The organism is Streptomyces sp. CA-249302, assembly GCF_050936785.1.
GTDB lineage: Bacteria > Actinomycetota > Actinomycetes > Streptomycetales > Streptomycetaceae > Streptomyces.
In genome coordinates, this window is record NZ_JBNJMG010000001.1 from 5,756,016 (window position 1) to 5,771,128 (window position 15,113).

Annotated in this window: 14 protein-coding genes; 10 read left to right on the plus strand and 4 right to left on the minus strand. The window is 72.3% G+C overall.

Features of this window, described 5'->3' with window-relative positions:
* Positions 1 to 150 precede the first annotated feature (150 nt).
* Positions 151 to 1,794, plus strand: coding sequence for a polyamine aminopropyltransferase (locus ACQEWB_RS25900; RefSeq protein WP_432834902.1), 1,644 nt, complete (start codon positions 151 to 153; stop codon positions 1,792 to 1,794).
* 112 nt (positions 1,795 to 1,906) lie between these two features.
* Here ACQEWB_RS25900 and ACQEWB_RS25905 read toward each other — a convergent pair whose 3' ends face one another.
* A complete protein-coding gene (locus ACQEWB_RS25905) occupies positions 1,907 to 2,470 on the minus strand; it encodes a peptidoglycan-binding domain-containing protein (RefSeq protein ID WP_432834905.1) in 564 nt (187 codons plus the stop codon).
* Between the two features lie 210 nt (positions 2,471 to 2,680).
* Here ACQEWB_RS25905 and ACQEWB_RS25910 point away from each other — a divergent pair, with 210 nt between their 5' ends.
* From ACQEWB_RS25910 to ACQEWB_RS25940, 7 genes are all read left to right on the plus strand, one after another.
* The gene (locus ACQEWB_RS25910; protein ID WP_432834907.1) at positions 2,681 to 3,838 is read left to right on the plus strand and encodes a sensor histidine kinase; all 1,158 of its coding nucleotides are present in this window, start codon (positions 2,681 to 2,683) and stop codon (positions 3,836 to 3,838) included.
* Positions 3,835 to 4,533 carry a response regulator gene (locus ACQEWB_RS25915; RefSeq protein ID WP_432834909.1) on the plus strand — a complete coding sequence of 233 codons (699 nt, stop codon included), beginning with the start codon at positions 3,835 to 3,837 and terminating at the stop codon, positions 4,531 to 4,533. The genes ACQEWB_RS25910 and ACQEWB_RS25915 overlap by 4 nt, the downstream gene beginning before the upstream one ends.
* 141 nt (positions 4,534 to 4,674) lie before the next feature.
* Complete coding sequence (locus tag ACQEWB_RS25920; protein WP_432834911.1) at positions 4,675 to 5,520, plus strand: SRPBCC domain-containing protein; 846 nt, start codon at positions 4,675 to 4,677, stop codon at positions 5,518 to 5,520.
* Positions 5,521 to 5,557: 37 nt separating this feature from the next.
* The gene (locus ACQEWB_RS25925; protein WP_432834913.1) at positions 5,558 to 6,346 is read left to right on the plus strand and encodes an aldose 1-epimerase; all 789 of its coding nucleotides are present in this window, start codon (positions 5,558 to 5,560) and stop codon (positions 6,344 to 6,346) included.
* Between the two features lie 10 nt (positions 6,347 to 6,356).
* Positions 6,357 to 6,911 carry an orotate phosphoribosyltransferase gene (gene pyrE, locus ACQEWB_RS25930; protein ID WP_432834915.1) on the plus strand — a complete coding sequence of 185 codons (555 nt, stop codon included), beginning with the start codon at positions 6,357 to 6,359 and terminating at the stop codon, positions 6,909 to 6,911.
* A 174-nt stretch (positions 6,912 to 7,085) separates the two neighbouring features.
* On the plus strand, positions 7,086 to 8,108 hold the full coding sequence (fbaA, locus tag ACQEWB_RS25935) for a class II fructose-bisphosphate aldolase (protein ID WP_432834917.1): 1,023 nt from the start codon (positions 7,086 to 7,088) through the stop codon (positions 8,106 to 8,108).
* A gap of 63 nt (positions 8,109 to 8,171) precedes the next feature.
* Positions 8,172 to 9,638, plus strand: coding sequence for an MFS transporter (locus tag ACQEWB_RS25940; protein WP_432834919.1), 1,467 nt, complete (start codon positions 8,172 to 8,174; stop codon positions 9,636 to 9,638).
* Between the two features lie 480 nt (positions 9,639 to 10,118).
* On the opposite strand, the gene ACQEWB_RS25945 is transcribed toward ACQEWB_RS25940, so the two are convergent.
* The gene (locus ACQEWB_RS25945) at positions 10,119 to 10,538 is read right to left on the minus strand and encodes a DUF3151 domain-containing protein (protein WP_432834921.1); all 420 of its coding nucleotides are present in this window, start codon (positions 10,536 to 10,538) and stop codon (positions 10,119 to 10,121) included.
* A 164-nt stretch (positions 10,539 to 10,702) separates the two neighbouring features.
* Here ACQEWB_RS25945 and ACQEWB_RS25950 point away from each other — a divergent pair, with 164 nt between their 5' ends.
* Positions 10,703 to 11,554, plus strand: a complete 852-nt coding sequence (locus tag ACQEWB_RS25950) for a tryptophan 2,3-dioxygenase family protein (RefSeq protein WP_432834923.1) — start codon at positions 10,703 to 10,705, stop codon at positions 11,552 to 11,554.
* The gene (kynU, locus tag ACQEWB_RS25955) at positions 11,547 to 12,758 is read left to right on the plus strand and encodes a kynureninase (RefSeq protein ID WP_432834925.1); all 1,212 of its coding nucleotides are present in this window, start codon (positions 11,547 to 11,549) and stop codon (positions 12,756 to 12,758) included. Before ACQEWB_RS25950 ends, kynU begins: the two co-directional genes overlap by 8 nt.
* Here the strand turns inward: kynU and ACQEWB_RS25960 are convergent.
* Entirely contained in the window at positions 12,739 to 13,098 is a 360-nt protein-coding gene (locus tag ACQEWB_RS25960; RefSeq protein ID WP_432834927.1) for a hypothetical protein, read from the minus strand. The two genes, kynU and ACQEWB_RS25960, sit on opposite strands and share 20 nt — an antisense overlap.
* Positions 13,095 to 15,083 carry an FHA domain-containing protein gene (locus ACQEWB_RS25965; RefSeq protein WP_432834929.1) on the minus strand — a complete coding sequence of 663 codons (1,989 nt, stop codon included), beginning with the start codon at positions 15,081 to 15,083 and terminating at the stop codon, positions 13,095 to 13,097. The genes ACQEWB_RS25960 and ACQEWB_RS25965 overlap by 4 nt, the downstream gene beginning before the upstream one ends.
* Positions 15,084 to 15,113 lie beyond the last annotated feature (30 nt).

A 15,113-nucleotide genomic window follows, 5' to 3' on the forward strand; every position in this document is an offset into this window, starting at 1 on the left:
GTTCTTTCGGCGTCTGATTCATCGGAGTCCTCGGTGTCCGATCCATCGGTTCCTTCGGCGTCCGATTCAAACGCGGGGTGGCGGGTTGACCGTCAGTTCCACACGTGTGGGTGACCAAGGGTGACGTCGCAGTGACGTAACGTCGCAGTCGTGATCGAGCCGCACGCCCCCGCCCCGCCCGGCCCCCCACCCGCCTGGGCCGGTCCCGCGCGGCTTCCGGTGCGGCCGGCCACCGGGCGGTTCCTGGTGCTCGCGTGCGTCTTCGTCTGTGCGGCCTGCGGACTGGTGTACGAGCTCGAACTCGTCGCGCTGGCCTCGTACTTGATCGGCGACTCGGTCACCCAGGCCTCGGTCGTCCTGTCGGTGATGGTGTTCGCGATGGGCATCGGCTCGCTCGCCGCGAAGCGGCTGCGCCGGCTCGCGGCGGCCGGCTTCGGCGCGATCGAGGCGATACTCGCCCTGGTCGGCGGATGCAGCGCGATGGCCCTGTACGCCGTCTTCGCCTGGACCGGCGACTGGGGAGGCCTGTGGGGCAGCGGTCCGCGCTGGCTGCTGGTCGCCTTCTCGCTCACCATCGGCCTGCTGATCGGCGCCGAAGTGCCGCTGCTGATGGAGCTGATCCAGCGCATCCGGCGCCAGGACGCGGGCGGCGCGGTCGCCGACCTGTTCGCGGCGGACTACGTCGGCGCGCTGGTCGGCGGCCTCGCCTTCCCGTTCCTGCTGCTGCCCCTGCTGGGCCAGTTGACCGGCGCGCTGATCACCGGCACGGTCAACGCGATCGCCGGCGGCACCCTGGTTCTCGGCCTGTTCCGCCGCGACCTCACCCGCCGCGCCCGCTGGCTGCTGCTGATCGCCAACCTCACCGTCCTCTCCATCCTCGCCTCCGCCGCCGTCCTGGTCGACGACTTCGAGCGGGCCGCCCGGCAGGCGGTCTACGGCGGGGACGTTCGGGTGGCGCGGCAGACCGGCACCCAGGAGGTCGTCCTCACCGGCGGCACCCACGGCCGCCCCCTCGACCTCTTCCTCGACGGCCGGCTGAGAGTGAGCGGCCGCGACGAACTCCGGTACCACGAAGCCCTCGTACACCCCGCGATGAACGGCCCCCACGCGCGCGTGCTCGTCCTCGGCGGCGGCGACGGGCTGGCCGCGCGTGAAGTGCTGCGGCATCCGGGCGTACGGCGGGTCGAGATCGTCGAACTCGACGCCGGGGTCGTCCGGTTGGCCCGCAGCGACCCGGGGCTGTCCCGGCTCAACGGCCATGTCTACGACGACCCGCGCGTGCGCGTGACGACGGCGGACGCCTTTCGCTGGCTGCGCACGGCGCGCACATCCTCGTACGACGTGATCATCTCGGACCTGCCCGACCCGGGCATCACGGTGAGCACCAAGCTCTACTCCGAGGAGTTCTACGGCCTCGCCCGCCGGGTGCTGGCGCCGGGCGGGCGGCTGGTGGTGCACGCGGGGCCGTTCGCCGACCGGCGGCGGGTGTTCTGGACCGTCGACGCGACTTTGCGCGCGGCCGGGCTGTACGGCGTCCCCTACCGGGTCGGCGGCCGCGACGCCGGTTTCGCCGCGGGGCCCGACCGTACGACGGAGGCCTCCCGGGCGCCGCGGGACTGGGGGTTCGTGCTGGCCGCGGCCGAATCCCGCCCGCAGTTGGGCCTGGACCCCTACGCACCGCACCTGCGGACCCTCACCCCCGCGGCCCTCGCGGCGGACGCGCGAGCGGCGGCCCGCACCCGCCTCACGGGTCTGCCGCCGTCGACGCTCGTCCATCCCCGGTACGCGAACTGAGCGTGCACGCGCGCGTGGACGGCGGTCCGCCGCTTCCCCGGGTGTGACGGACCGCCGTATCTCCCCCGCTTCCCCCGTTGCCCCCGCTTCCCCCGTTGCCCCCCGCCGTGGCTCAGACGACGTTCAACGTGCTGTAGGAGGCGAGCTTCCAGCCGTGGGCGTTGTTGACCTTCAGGTAGTACTTGCCGCTGGTGCGCTTGAAGACGACCTGGTGCTTCCAGCCGTAGTAGGTGACGGTGGTGCTGGAAGCGTTCTCGAGCGCGGCTTCCCCCGCCACGTCGAGGGTCTTGGGACCGGCCTTTCCGTCGACCGTCAGATGGCTGCCCAACTCGCTGTTGAGGTGCTTCTGCCAGGACTTGACCGCGGCCGTGGTGTTGGGCCCGTACTTGCCGTCGATGTCGGCGTAGTCGAAGGTCGAGCCGTCCTTCTCCTTGGCGCCGTCCGCCCACAGCAGCACCTGCACCAGCGCGGTCGCGTTGCTCTTCGCGTGGCTGGTGGAGGACAGGGTGCCCTCGTCCTTGAAGTCGTCCCACGCATTGCCGGTCCCCGCGATGTACCCCTGCGAGACGCTGGCGGAGGCCGGCTCGGCGAGGGTGATCGCCCCTCCGCCCAGCGCGGCGGCGACGAGCGCGACCGCGACGGCCTTGCGGCGCCAGGTCCTGGAGCTGCGTGACATGTGGTGTCCCCTCTCAACCGCGGGCCGGGGTCCCCCGTTGGGCCCCGTGTTCCCCGCGGTTCGAAAGCTACGGGCGACGCACCCCGCGCCGAATCCGGCACCGGTTTGATCCCGGCGCCAACTCCCGCGGTAACCGCGCGGTTCCTGCAACTTCCGCGGTACCGCAGGAGGTTGACGCCCCACCTCGCGCACCCGGGTTACGCTGCGGCGATGCGGATCCACCCCCTCGTCGTCGACGGCCTCATCACCGCCGCGCACACGACCGTGGCCGTCCTGCTCGGCAGGGAGGCCGCAGCCCAGGGATGGACCGAACTCGACGCGCCCGCCTGGATCCTCGTCGCCCTCGCCAACCTGCCGACCGTCCTGCGGGGCAGGGCCCCGGTCACGGTCTGCCTCTTCGTGCACGCGGTGGCCGTCGTGTACGTCAGCCGCGGCGACTGGCCGGTGGTCAACTCCTTCGGCCCGATGCTCGCGTTCTACACCGTCGCCTCGCTGCGCCCGGCCCGCACCACCGCGGCCTGCGCCGCCCTGATGACCGCCGTGTGGATCTACGCCGGCCTGGTGACCGCCGACAGCTCCATGGCCTCGGTCCTCGCCCAGTCCGTCGCCTACCCGGTGGTCCTGTGGTGGTTCGGGCACACCGCCCGCCGCACCGCCGACCTCACCCGGCAACTCCGCGCCGAACAGGCGGAACGCGCCCGCCGCGAGGTCGCCGAGGAACGCGTCCGCATCGCCCGCGAGCTGCACGACGTGGTCGCCCACCACATGGCCGTCATCAACGTCCAGGCCGGCCTCGCCCGCTTCGTCTTCACCTCCGACGCCCGCACCGCCCGCGAGGCCCTCGACACCATCGCCGGCAGCAGCGGCGAGGCCCTCGCCGAACTCCGGCGCATGCTCGGCCTGTTGCGCGCCGACGGCGTCCAGGGCGCGGCCGACGGCGCCCCCGCCCCCGGTCTCGACCAGCTCGCCGACATGGTCGAACGCGTCCGCGCCGGCGGCGTCCCCGTCGACCTCCGCATCACGGGCGAGGCCCGCCCCCTGCCGCCGGGCGTCCAGCTCTGCCTCTACCGGGTCGTCCAGGAGGCCCTCACCAACGTCCTCAAACACGCCCCCGGGGCGCACGCGACCGTCCAACTCGCGTACCGGGCAGGCGAGATGACGCTCTCCATCAATGATGACGGGAAGGGGGTGAATCCGGCCAGAAAGCAGGAGCGCGGCGGCCATGGCTTGATCGGGATGCGCGAGCGGGCCAAGCTCTACGGCGGGACGATCGTCGTCGGCCCGCGCAGCGAGGGGGGTTTCGGCGTGCATCTGACCCTGCCGACGTCCGTACCGGCCGCACGCCGGGGAGACGCCGTCGCGGAATGACCGACACCGGCAACGACCAACGGGCGATCAGAGTCCTAGTCGTCGACGACCAGTTCCTCGTACGCAGCGGACTGGTCGCCCTGCTGCGCGCCGCGCCCGGCATGGAGGTGGTCGGTGAGGCGGCGGACGGCGAGGAAGCGGTGGGGCTGGCCGCGAAGACCCGCCCCGACGTCATCCTGATGGACATCCGCATGCCCGGCGCGACCGGCATCGAGGCGACGGAACGCATCCTCGCGGCGGCCACCGACCCGCCGCCCCGCATCCTCGTCCTCACCACCTTCGACCTCGACGAGTACGTCTACGGCGCCCTGCGCGCGGGTGCCTCCGGCTTCCTCCTCAAGGACGCGGGCCCCGAACGCCTCCTCGCCGCGGTGACCGCGGTCCACGGCGGCGACGCGCTGTTCGCACCGGTGGTGACCCGGCGCCTGGTCGAGGCCTTCACCCGGGTGACGGACGGCGCGTCGACCGGGGCGGAACCCCCGCCGGGGCTTGCCGCCCTGACCACCCGCGAGGTCGAGGTCCTGAAGCTGGTCGCCCGGGGCCTGACCAACTCGGAGGCGGCGGACCGCCTGTTCATCAGCGAGGCGACGGTGAAGACCCATCTGAACCGAACGATGACGAAGCTGGGGCTGGCCAGCAGGGCACAGGTGGTGGTCGTGGCGTACGAGACGGGGCTGGTGACGCCCGGGACATGACCAGCCCGTCCGGCGTTTGAGGACAAGGCCCCTTCAGGGCCGAAGCGGGGGTCTGGGGGCGGCAGCCCCCAGGGCACGACGCGCGCCCACTTTCGGCCAACGGGGGCACAGGAACCGGCCCGCTGGGTAGGCTCGCTCGGCATGGAGCATGACGCGTTCGTTCCGGTTCCGGCCCAGCGGCTGAGGGAGATCCTCGCCGACCCCGCACAGGTCGCTCGCGCGGTCCCGGGGCTTCAGCAGGACGCCGGTGCGGAGCCCGTCGCCGGGCGGCTGAAGCTGCGCGTCGGCAGTCACTCCGTGACCTATCGGGGGAACGTACGGCTGACCGCGCGGGAGGACGGTTCGTACGTCGCGGAGGGCGACGCCACGGAGACCCGCGGGACCGGCTCGGTCAAGCTGGCGCTGACGTTGCGCGTCTCGGACGCCGAGGGTGGCTCGACGCTCGCCTTCGAGGGGACGGCCTCCGCGGACGGGCGGCTCACGGAGCTGTCGGCCGAGTCGGTGGCCTCGGCGGTCACGCGGCTGCTGGACCGGTTCGCGGAGAAGCTGGGGGCGGCGGGGGAGGCGGAGGCCGAGGAACCCGAGCCCGTGGCGGCGCAGGAGTTCGAGGCCAAGGCGACCAGCGACTTCGAGACGACGCCGGACGCGGACGACGAGCCGGTACCGGCCGACACGTCGGCGGACCCCGCCTCGGTCTTCGACACGGAGGTTCCGCCGCCGTCGCTCGATCCCTCGGCCGAGGAGAGGGCTCCCGAGCCGGACGACGACTACACCGAGCCGCCCGCCGAGGCGGCCCACGCCCGGCGGACGATGATCGGGCGGAGCGCGGAAGAGGTGGACCACGCACCGCCTCGGGGCCGCTACGCGCCGGTTCCCGCTCCGCAGACGATCGCCCACGGATCACCGCTGCGATGGGCGGCTCCGGCGGCAGCGCTCGTACTGGCGTCGGCGATCGTCGCGGGGCGAGTGCTGCGGCGCCGACGGTAGGTCCCGCCGCCCACGATCACCCCAGTAGGGTCGTCCCGTGAGTAACGAAGACATCACGCTGACCGCGGGTGACGCGGAGGTGACCGTGCTGCCGGGGAACGGCGGGCGGGTCGGTGGGCTCGTCGTCGGGGGGCGTCAACTGCTGCGGCAGGGGGAGCGGTTCGGGTGTTTCCCGATGGTTCCCTGGTGCGGGCGGATCCGTGACGGGCGGTTCCGGGACGGTGGCACCGTGCACCAGATGCCGCTCAACTCCCCGCCGCACGCCATCCACGGCACCGCCCGCGACGGCGCCTGGCGCACCGCCCGCGTCCGCGCCGACGAGGCCGTCATCACGTACGACCTGGTCGAGCCCTGGCCCTACCCGGGGCGCGTCACACAGCAGTTCGCGCTGACTCCGGACTCGTTGACGCTGACGATGTCCGTGGAGACGTACGACTCCTCCTTCCCCGCCCAGATCGGCTGGCACCCCTGGTTCAACCGGAACCTGGGCGGCGAGGACGTGCGCGTCGGCTTCACGGCCGGGTGGCAGGAGGAGCGGGGGGACGATCATCTGCCCACCGGGCGGCGGGTCGATCCGCGGCCCGGGCCCTGGGACGACTGCTTCGGGATGCCGGACGGGGTCGACGTGACCCTGACCTGGCCGGGGCAGCTGGAGCTGAAGGTCGCCAGCCGTGAGGAATGGGTCGTGGTGTACGACGAGCAGGAGGCCGCCGTCTGCGTGGAGCCGCAGACCGGGCCGCCGGACGGCCTGAACAGCCTGCCCCGGCTGGTCACGCCGCTGGAGCCGCTGGAAGCGACGACCACCTGGACCTGGCAGCGCCCTTAAGCTGACTCGCATGAGTGACGTAGACGTACGTGGCGAGCTGCTGCGGCAGATCAAGGACAAGGCCGTGGTGCACGGCAAGGTGACCCTGTCGTCGGGTCTGGAGGCGGACTACTACGTCGACCTGCGGCGGATCACCCTCGACGGGGAGGCCGCTCCGCTGGTCGGGCAGGTGCTCCTGGACCTGACCGCCGATCTGGAGTTCGACGCGGTGGGCGGGCTGACCATGGGCGCCGACCCGGTCGCCGCCTCGATCCTGCACGCGGCCGCCGCCCGCGGGAAGCGCGTCGACGCCTTCGTCGTGCGCAAGGCGGCCAAGGCGCACGGGCTTCAGCGGCGGGTGGAAGGTCCGGAGATCGCGGGCCGCCGGGTGCTGGTCGTCGAGGACACCTCCACCACCGGCGGCTCCCCGCTGACCGCGGTCGAGGCGGTGCGTGAGGCCGGTGCCGAGGTGGTGGCCGTCGCGACGATCGTCGACCGTGCCACCGGTGCCGCCGAGAAGATCCAGGAGGGCGCCGGAGTGCCGTACCTCTTCGCCTACTCCAAGGACGATCTCGGTCTCGACTGACCTGCTCACTGACCTACTCCCGAGTACCTCGGGCCTGTTGTCCACAAGCCGGACACGGCGGGCAAAGCATCCGGCCGAGTCTGGAAAGATGGCGCCGACGACGACGTCACCCCCAAGGTCTAGGTCAGGGCCGTAGTACGCAGAACGCCAACCCGCACATACCAAGGAGCGGTCATGCCCATCGCAACTCCCGAGGTCTACAACGAGATGCTGGACCGGGCGAAGGCAGGCAAGTTCGCCTACCCGGCCATCAACGTGACCTCGACCCAGACCCTGCACGCGGCCCTGCGCGGTTTCGCTGAGGCGGAGAGCGACGGCATCATCCAGATCTCCACGGGTGGCGCCGAGTTCCTGGGCGGTCAGTACAGCAAGGAGATGGTGACGGGCTCCGTCGCGCTCGCCGAGTTCGCGCACATCGTGGCCGAGAAGTACCCGGTCACCGTCGCCCTGCACACGGACCACTGCCCGAAGGACAAGCTCGACGGTTACGTGCGGCCGCTGCTCGCCGTATCCGAGGAGCGCGTCAAGGCCGGCGGCAACCCGCTCTTCCAGTCGCACATGTGGGACGGCTCCGCCGAGACCCTGGCCGACAACCTGGCCATCGGCCAGGAGCTCCTGGAGCGGGCCCGCGCCGCGAAGATCATCCTCGAGGTCGAGATCACCCCGACCGGCGGCGAGGAGGACGGCGTCTCGCACGAGATCAACGACTCCCTCTACACGACGGTCGACGACGCCATTCGTACGGCGGAGGCGCTCGGGCTGGGCGAGAAGGGCCGCTACCTGCTCGCCGCTTCCTTCGGCAACGTGCACGGTGTGTACAAGCCGGGCAACGTCGTGCTCCGTCCCGAGCTGCTGAAGGAGCTGAACGAGGGCGTCGCCGCCAAGTTCGGCAAGGCCTCCCCGTTCGACTTCGTCTTCCACGGCGGCTCCGGCTCCACGGAGGAGGAGATCCGCACCGCGCTGGAGAACGGCGTCGTGAAGATGAACATCGACACGGACACCCAGTACGCCTTCACGCGCCCCGTCGCGGACCACATGTTCCGCAACTACGACGGCGTCCTGAAGGTCGACGGTGAGGTCGGCTCCAAGAAGACCTACGACCCGCGGACCTGGGGCAAGCTGGCCGAGGCGAGCATGGCCGCGCGCGTGGTCGAGGCCACGCAGAACCTGCGCTCGGCGGGTACGCGGATCAAGTAGCCGGTTCTTCGGACTTCGGTGAGCCCGGTGCTACGGCGCCGGGCTCGCTGTATACCTGGGTCCATGTCCGACGTCCGGCTGGCCTCACCGCAGGGCAAGTGGATCCTGCTCACCACCGTCCTCGGCTCCAGCATGGCGATGCTGGACTCGACCGTCGTCAATGTCGCCCTCCCGCGCATCGGCCGTGACCTGGACGCCCAGCTCGCGGCCCTCCAGTGGACGGTCAACGCGTACATGCTGACGCTGGCCGGGCTGATCCTGCTCGGCGGTTCGCTGGGCGACCACTACGGCCGGCGGAAGATCTTCGTGATCGGCGTGGTGTGGTTCGCCTCGGCGTCCCTGCTGTGCGGGCTCGCGCCGAACGCCGGTGTGCTGATCGCCGCGCGTGCGTTGCAGGGGGTGGGCGGCGCGCTCCTCACGCCCGGCTCCCTCGCCCTGATCCAGGCGTCCTTCCACCCGGACGACCGGGGGCGCGCGGTCGGCCTGTGGTCCGGCTTCGGCGGAATCGGCGCGGCCGTCGGCCCGTTCCTGGGCGGCTGGCTGGTGGACGGCCCCGGCTGGCGCTGGGTGTTCCTCCTCAACGTCCCCCTCGCCCTGCTCTGCGCGCCCGTCGCCGTACGCCATGTTCCGGAATCCGCCGACGGACGCAGCCACGGCCGCTTCGACGTGCCGGGCGCGGTCCTCGGCGCGCTCACCCTCGCCTTCCTCACCTACGCCCTGATCGAGGCCCGGGAGGGCTCCCTGGTCGTCGCGCTCTGCGCGGTCGCCGGGGTCGTGGCGGGGATCGCCTTCGTCTACGTCGAGAAGCGCAGCGCGGATCCGATGATGCCGCTGGACATCTTCGCGTCCCGCCAGTTCACGGCCGTCAACCTGGTCACCCTGTGCGTGTACGCGGCCTTCGGCGGCTTCTTCTTCCTGGCCGCGCTGGAGCTCCAGGTCGCGGTCGGCTGGTCGGCCCTCGCCGCCGGTACGGCGCTGCTGCCGACGACCGCGATGATGCTGCTGTTCTCGGCCCGCTCGGGTGCCCTCGCCGACCGGATCGGCCCGCGTATCCCGCTGACGGTCGGCCCGCTCCTCTGCGCGGCCGGGATGCTGCTGATGCTGCGGGTCGGGCCGGGCGCCTCCTACGTCACCGACGTACTGCCCGCCCTGCTGGTCCTGGGCGCCGGCATGGTCACCCTGGTCGCGCCGCTGACCTCCACCGTGCTGGGCTCGGTGGACACGGCCCGGGCCGGGCTGGCCAGCGGTGTCAACAACGCGGCGGCCCGCGCGGCCGGCCTGATCGCGGTGGCCGCGCTGCCGCTGCTGGCCGGGATGGGCCCGGACGCCTACCGCTCGCCCGACGCCTTCGACGACGCCTTCCACAAGGCGATGCTCATCTGCGCCGGGGTGCTGGTGCTCGGCTCGGCGGTGGCCTTCGCGACGGTACGCTCCCTGCCGCCAGGCTGCCGCCGCCCCGAATGCCGCACCCACGGCTCGATCACGGCACCGCCGCTGGAGGGGGAGCGGGCAGGGAAGCGGATCGGCTGACGCGGTTGGGGAGCGGGCAGGGAAGCGGATCGGCTGACGCGGTTGGGGAGCGGGCAGGGAAGCGGATCGGCTGACGCGGTTGGGGAGCGGGCAGGGAAGCGGATCGGCTGACGCGGTTGGGGAGCGGGCAGGGAAGCGGATCGGCTGACGCGGTTGGGGAGCCGGTGCCGATCGGCCCCCGTCGCAGCCAGCCCGGCTCGCCTGAAGCCGCGGCCCGACAGACGCCAGGCCCTGCTGCCGATCGGGGGGGCGTTTCCCCCCGGAGCCTGCGGAGCCCTGCGGAGCCCCGCCGAACCCGCGGAGCCCGCGGAGCCCGCCGAATCCCCGGAGCGCCCGGAGCCCCCGAATCCCCGGAGCCCGCGGAACCGCCGAGCCCGCCGAACCGCCGAGCCCTCGGTGCCCGGACGATCCGCCGGACGCCCTCGCCCTCCGGTCACGCCCGCCGCGCGTCCTCCGGTCACGCCCGCCGCGCGCCGTCCGCTACCGCGTCAGCTCGGCGTAAGCCTCCTCGCTGCTGTCCTTCAGGAACTGCCGGCAGCGCTCCGCCTCGTCCTTCTCGTCGATCTCGCCCGCCGCCCGTGCGAGGGCCGCGAGGCAGCGCAGGAAGCCGCGGTTGGCGCGGTGGCTCCAGGGGATCGGGCCGTGGCCCTTCCAGCCGGCCCGGCGCAGCGCGTCCAGCCCGCGGTGGTAGCCGGTACGGGCGTAGGCGTACGACTCGACCACGCGGCCCGCCTCGAAGGCGTCGTCGGCGAGCATGGCCCAGGCGAGCGAGAACGTGGGGTACTTGGCCGCGACCTCGGCCGGGCTGCGGGACTCCTCGCCGAGCAGGCGGTACGCCTCCTCGTTCTCCGGCAGGTGGGTCGGGTCCGGGCCGCCGAGCAGGTTCGTGTGAGTGGTCATGGGTGCAGTCTGCCACCGCGCACCGACACCCCGGCCGCCCCCTGTGTGACGTGGTCGAGCTTGCCGTGGGCGGCCGGATTGCGGAGGATGCCGGTGGGGACCGGGGCCCCCGTGTCGGTAACGGCAGGGGCGGACCGCCACCCGGAGTACAGCAGGAGACAGCGATGTCGTCCCACGAGGCTCAGGAATCGCAGGAATCACAGGAGCCCGAGACCCCGCATCTCGATTTCGCCGGCACCACGCCGTACGAGGACTACGTCAAGGCGGACGTGCTCACCCACCTCCAGCACACCCTCTCCGACGATCCCGGAGAGATGGTCTTCCTGGTCACCACCCAGGTCATGGAGCTGTGGTTCACCGTCATCGTCCACGAGTGGGAGACCGCCGCGCGGGCGCTCCGCGAGGACCGGGTGCCGGTCGCGATCGACGCCCTCAAGCGGTCCGTACGGGAACTGGAGGCGCTGAACGCCTCCTGGCGGCCGCTCGGACAGCTCACCCCGGCCCAGTTCAACTCGTACCGCTCGGCCCTCGGCGAGGGCTCCGGCTTCCAGTCGGCGATGTACCGCCGGATGGAGTTCCTGCTCGGCGAGAAGTCCGCGTCGATGCTGGTCCCGCACCGCGGCGCGCCCCGCGTCCACGCCGAACTGGAGAAGGCCCTCGCCGAACCGAGCCTCTACGACGAGGTGCTGCGGCTGATGGCGCGGCGCGGCTGCGCCATCCCTGACGCGGTCCTGCGGCGCGACGTCACGCGGCGCCACGAGCCGGACGAGGCCGTCGAGGAGGCCTGGACCGCGATCTACGCGGGCGACGAGAACGCCGAACTCGCCCGCCTGGGAGAGGCGTTGACCGACGTCGCCGAACTGGTGTGGCGCTGGCGCAACGACCACCTGGTCGCCACCCGCCGCGCGATGGGCGCCAAGCCCGGCACGGGCGGCTCCGCCGGGGTCGCCTGGCTGGAGAAGCGCGCCCAGAAGAACGTCTTCCCCGAGCTGTGGACGGCGAGGTCCCATGTCTGAGCTCGTGGTACGTGCGGAGAAGCTGGACGCGATCGACGAACTGGCCCCCAAGCGCGCCGAGTTCGTCCTCGACACGACCGTCTACCTGGACGGCAACTCCCTCGGCGCCCTGCCGGCCGCCGTCCCCGATCGGGTCGCGGACGTCGTACGACGCCAGTGGGGTTCCCTCCGTATCCGGTCCTGGGACGAGAGCGGCTGGTGGACGGCGCCCGAGCGGATCGGCGACCGGATCGCCCCGCTGGTCGGTGCGGCGGCCGGGCAGATCGTGGTCGGCGACTCGACAAGTGTCAACGTTTTCAAGGCACTTGTGGGGGCGGTACGGCTGGCTCGGCTCGCGTCCGATGCCGGGGTGCGGGACGAGATCGTCGTGGACGCGACGACCTTCCCCACCGACGGCTACATCGCCGAGTCGGCGGCCCGCCTGACCGGCTGCACGCTCCGTCCGGTCACCCCGTCGCAGGTGCCGGGTGTCCTGTCCGGCCGTACGGCGGCGGTGCTGCTGAACCACGTCGACTACCGCACCGGGCGCCTGCACGACCTGCCGTCCCTCACGGCGGCGATCCACGCGTCCGGCGCTGTCGCCGTCTGGGACCTGTGCCACAGCGCGGGCGCGCTGCCCGTGGGCCTGGACGAGCACGGGGTCGACCTGGCGGTCGGCTGCACCTACAAGTACCTGAACGGCGGCCCGGGTTCACCGGCGTACCTCTACGTCCGCCACGACCTCCAGGACCGTTTCGACTCCCCGCTGCCCGGCTGGAACTCCCACGCCGAGCCCTTCGGGATGCGGGCCGACTACGAACCGGCGGCGGGCGCGCTGCGCGGGCGCGTCGGCACGCCGGACATCCTCTCGATGCTGGCCCTGGAGGCGGCGCTGGAGGTCTGGGACGACGTCCCGATCGCCGCCGTACGAGCCAAGTCCCTTGCTCTGACGGACTTCTTCCTGGAGTGCGTGGCGGAGTACGTGCCGGAAGGCCGGGTGGAGTCCCTGACGCCGGCCGCGCACGAGGAACGGGGCAGCCAGGTCGCGCTGCGGTGTGCGGACGCCGGCGAGGTGATGGAGCGGCTGATCGAGCAGGGCGTGGTGGGCGACTTCCGCCACCCGGACGTCCTCCGCTTCGGCTTCACGCCGTTGTACGTCGGGTTCGCGGACGTGGAGCGGGCGGCGCGGGTGCTGGCGGAGACGCTCAGGTCAGCACACGGCTGACCAGCTGCCCGATGCCGTTGACGGCGGCGAGCACGGCGTTGACCCCGCCGGCTCCCGCCGTCAGGGCGGTCAGGAGGCTGCCCACGAGGACCCGGTTGGGGCGCGGGCTCTGTAGCTGGCTGCGCAACTCCCCGGTGACCGCCCGCAGTTCGTCCGGGTCCGGGAGCCGGTCGGCGTACTGGGTCAGCAGCTGCTGCAACTCGTCGATACGGCGGTGGAGTTCGTACGACTCCGCCGAACCGCCGATGGACACGTTCCCCTCGGCGTGGGCGCCGTGCCCCATGGCGAGGTTGCCCTGGTTGTTGACGTCGCCGACCCGGAATCCTCGGTCGTCGCTCATGTCCTGCCTCCCCGTTTCGGTGCCGGCCCGCCCGCTCGGGCACCGTGGCCCGCGGCGAGGTTGCCGTGGTTGTTGATGTTCCCGGCGCGGAAGCTCTGGTCCCGCTGGTCGTAGTTGTTGGTGACGTTCTGCTGGAACCGCAGGAAGCTCTCCGAGTCGATCCCCTTGGACTCCAGGAAGTCGCCGATCGTGTTCATCAGGTGCTGCTCGGTCGTCTGCATGATCCGACTCGCGTCCCGGTCCACGAAGTGATGGCCGAACTCCTCGCCGCACGCCAGCTCCCGGACGCTGTGCTCGGCGCCGTAGTCGAAGACGTACTTCCCGCGGATCGTGCGCCGCTGCCGCCCCCGGTACGCGGACGCGGCCAGCGCCGCCCGGACCCGGCGCAGCACGCCCCGAGGTGACCACAGCAGCGCGGACGGCACCCGGAACAGCGCCGACACCAGGGCCCGCAGCGCCGCGCCGACGGCCGTGCGGCGGGGCAGGTGGTCGACGGCGTAGTACTCGTTCCGCATCGGCACCAGCGCGTGCGCCGACCACTCCAGGTACAGCGTGCCCTGCACCTGCACCGCCCGCATGTACATGGTGAGCACCAACTGGCCGCTCCAGGCGGGCACTTCGATGCTCACGTACGACCGTCTGGTGGCACTGAGCCCGTCCGGCATGTCGCGCATGAGGGGGACGGGAATGTGGGTCACCGGCGGGCGCAGGGGGTCGGGGAGCAGGTTCCGGTCCCGGGCCACGTTCTGGCCGTCGACGAACAGCCGTTCCTCGACGCGCAGATCGGCGAGGCCCATCCGTCGCGCGGCGGTGACGAGGACCTCGTAGAGCTCACCGTTGGTGAAGCGCTGCGGGGCGCGGCGTCGGCCGTCCCCGTCCGGGAGGAACATGCCGCGGCGGATGTCGATGGGGGTGTCCCACTGGTCGAGGAGGTAGCCGCTGCCCGCGAACGGCGAGTAGTGGGAGCAGACGATCACGTTCCACGGGGCTGGGCGCTGTGCCGCTGCCACTGCCGCCAGCCGTGCCCGCGCCCGCCCGCCCAGCGCCTCCGGCGCCTGGGTCGGCTCGAACCGCCCGTGCTTCATCTTCTGCCGCAGCACCCGGTGTTCGGCCACCCAGAAGTCCACCGCGAGAACCAGCCATCCGACCCCCAGCACCATCCCGGCGAGCACCGCATACTGCTGCCACCAGTCCCCGAGGTCCCCGGACCCGAGCTCCTCCCGATGCTCGAGCGCACCCAGCGCGACCGTCGCCAGCAGCGTCAACAGCACGCCCAGCAGCGTCAGATCACGCGCCAGCCGGCGCCGCCGCGCGGACAGCGCCCAGCGCGTCACCACGCCGAGGTCGGCGCCGAAGACCGGCGCCAGCGCGCGATACGGCTCGTCGACGACCTGTCGTACGACCAAGTCGGCGAAATCGGGGTCGAGTTGGGTCGCCGCGGCGAGGTAGCGGGTGGTTTCCGAACGGGCGTCGTCGGAGATCGGAGGCGGCGGCGCGTGTCGCGGCGGCGGATCCGGCAGGGGTGGGGGCGGGGCGGCGGCCGGATCGGCCCGGCCCGTACGCCGGTTGCGGTAGGAGTGCAGGTGGGTGACGTCCGTGATGGTGTCCGCGCCCGCCGGATCCGGCGTGGACCGCCGGCCACCGGCCTGCGGCTGATGGAACGTCAACTCCAGTGACCCGAACCGCAGTCGGTCCCCGTCCCGCAGCCGCACGGGCACCCCGGGCTCCAGCCGTCGCCCGTTGTGCAGTACGCCGTTGCTGGAGTGGAGGTCGTTCAGCCACACTCCGTCGGTGCCCTGCCGCAGCTCGGCATGGCGTTTGCTGACGTCGGGCGAGCTCAGCCGGATGTCCCCGAACCGCCCCACGATGTGCGCGGACCGCGTCAACGGCCAGCGGGTGCCCGCGAGATGCGCCGGCTGTTCGACGACGAGACAGGGCACACCGGCCCCGCCGCCGGCGCCCGCCGGCGCCGTGCTCCCTGCCATGGGGCATCCACCCCTTCCCCCGTGTCCCCC

What these genes read in the sequence shown, in the direction of transcription:
- ACQEWB_RS25905 (WP_432834905.1), bottom strand. Translation starts at nt 2,470, where the DNA reads ATGTCACGCAGCTCCAGGACCTGGCGCCGCAAGGCCGTCGCGGTCGCG.
- ACQEWB_RS25910 (WP_432834907.1), top strand. Translation starts at nt 2,681, where the DNA reads ATGCGGATCCACCCCCTCGTCGTCGACGGCCTCATCACCGCCGCGCAC.
- ACQEWB_RS25915 (WP_432834909.1), top strand. Translation starts at nt 3,835, where the DNA reads ATGACCGACACCGGCAACGACCAACGGGCGATCAGAGTCCTAGTCGTC.
- ACQEWB_RS25920 (WP_432834911.1), top strand. Translation starts at nt 4,675, where the DNA reads ATGGAGCATGACGCGTTCGTTCCGGTTCCGGCCCAGCGGCTGAGGGAG.
- pyrE (WP_432834915.1), top strand. Translation starts at nt 6,357, where the DNA reads ATGAGTGACGTAGACGTACGTGGCGAGCTGCTGCGGCAGATCAAGGAC.
- fbaA (WP_432834917.1), top strand. Translation starts at nt 7,086, where the DNA reads ATGCCCATCGCAACTCCCGAGGTCTACAACGAGATGCTGGACCGGGCG.
- ACQEWB_RS25940 (WP_432834919.1), top strand. Translation starts at nt 8,172, where the DNA reads ATGTCCGACGTCCGGCTGGCCTCACCGCAGGGCAAGTGGATCCTGCTC.
- ACQEWB_RS25945 (WP_432834921.1), bottom strand. Translation starts at nt 10,538, where the DNA reads ATGACCACTCACACGAACCTGCTCGGCGGCCCGGACCCGACCCACCTG.
- ACQEWB_RS25950 (WP_432834923.1), top strand. Translation starts at nt 10,703, where the DNA reads ATGTCGTCCCACGAGGCTCAGGAATCGCAGGAATCACAGGAGCCCGAG.
- kynU (WP_432834925.1), top strand. Translation starts at nt 11,547, where the DNA reads ATGTCTGAGCTCGTGGTACGTGCGGAGAAGCTGGACGCGATCGACGAA.
- ACQEWB_RS25960 (WP_432834927.1), bottom strand. Translation starts at nt 13,098, where the DNA reads ATGAGCGACGACCGAGGATTCCGGGTCGGCGACGTCAACAACCAGGGC.
- ACQEWB_RS25965 (WP_432834929.1), bottom strand. Translation starts at nt 15,083, where the DNA reads ATGGCAGGGAGCACGGCGCCGGCGGGCGCCGGCGGCGGGGCCGGTGTG.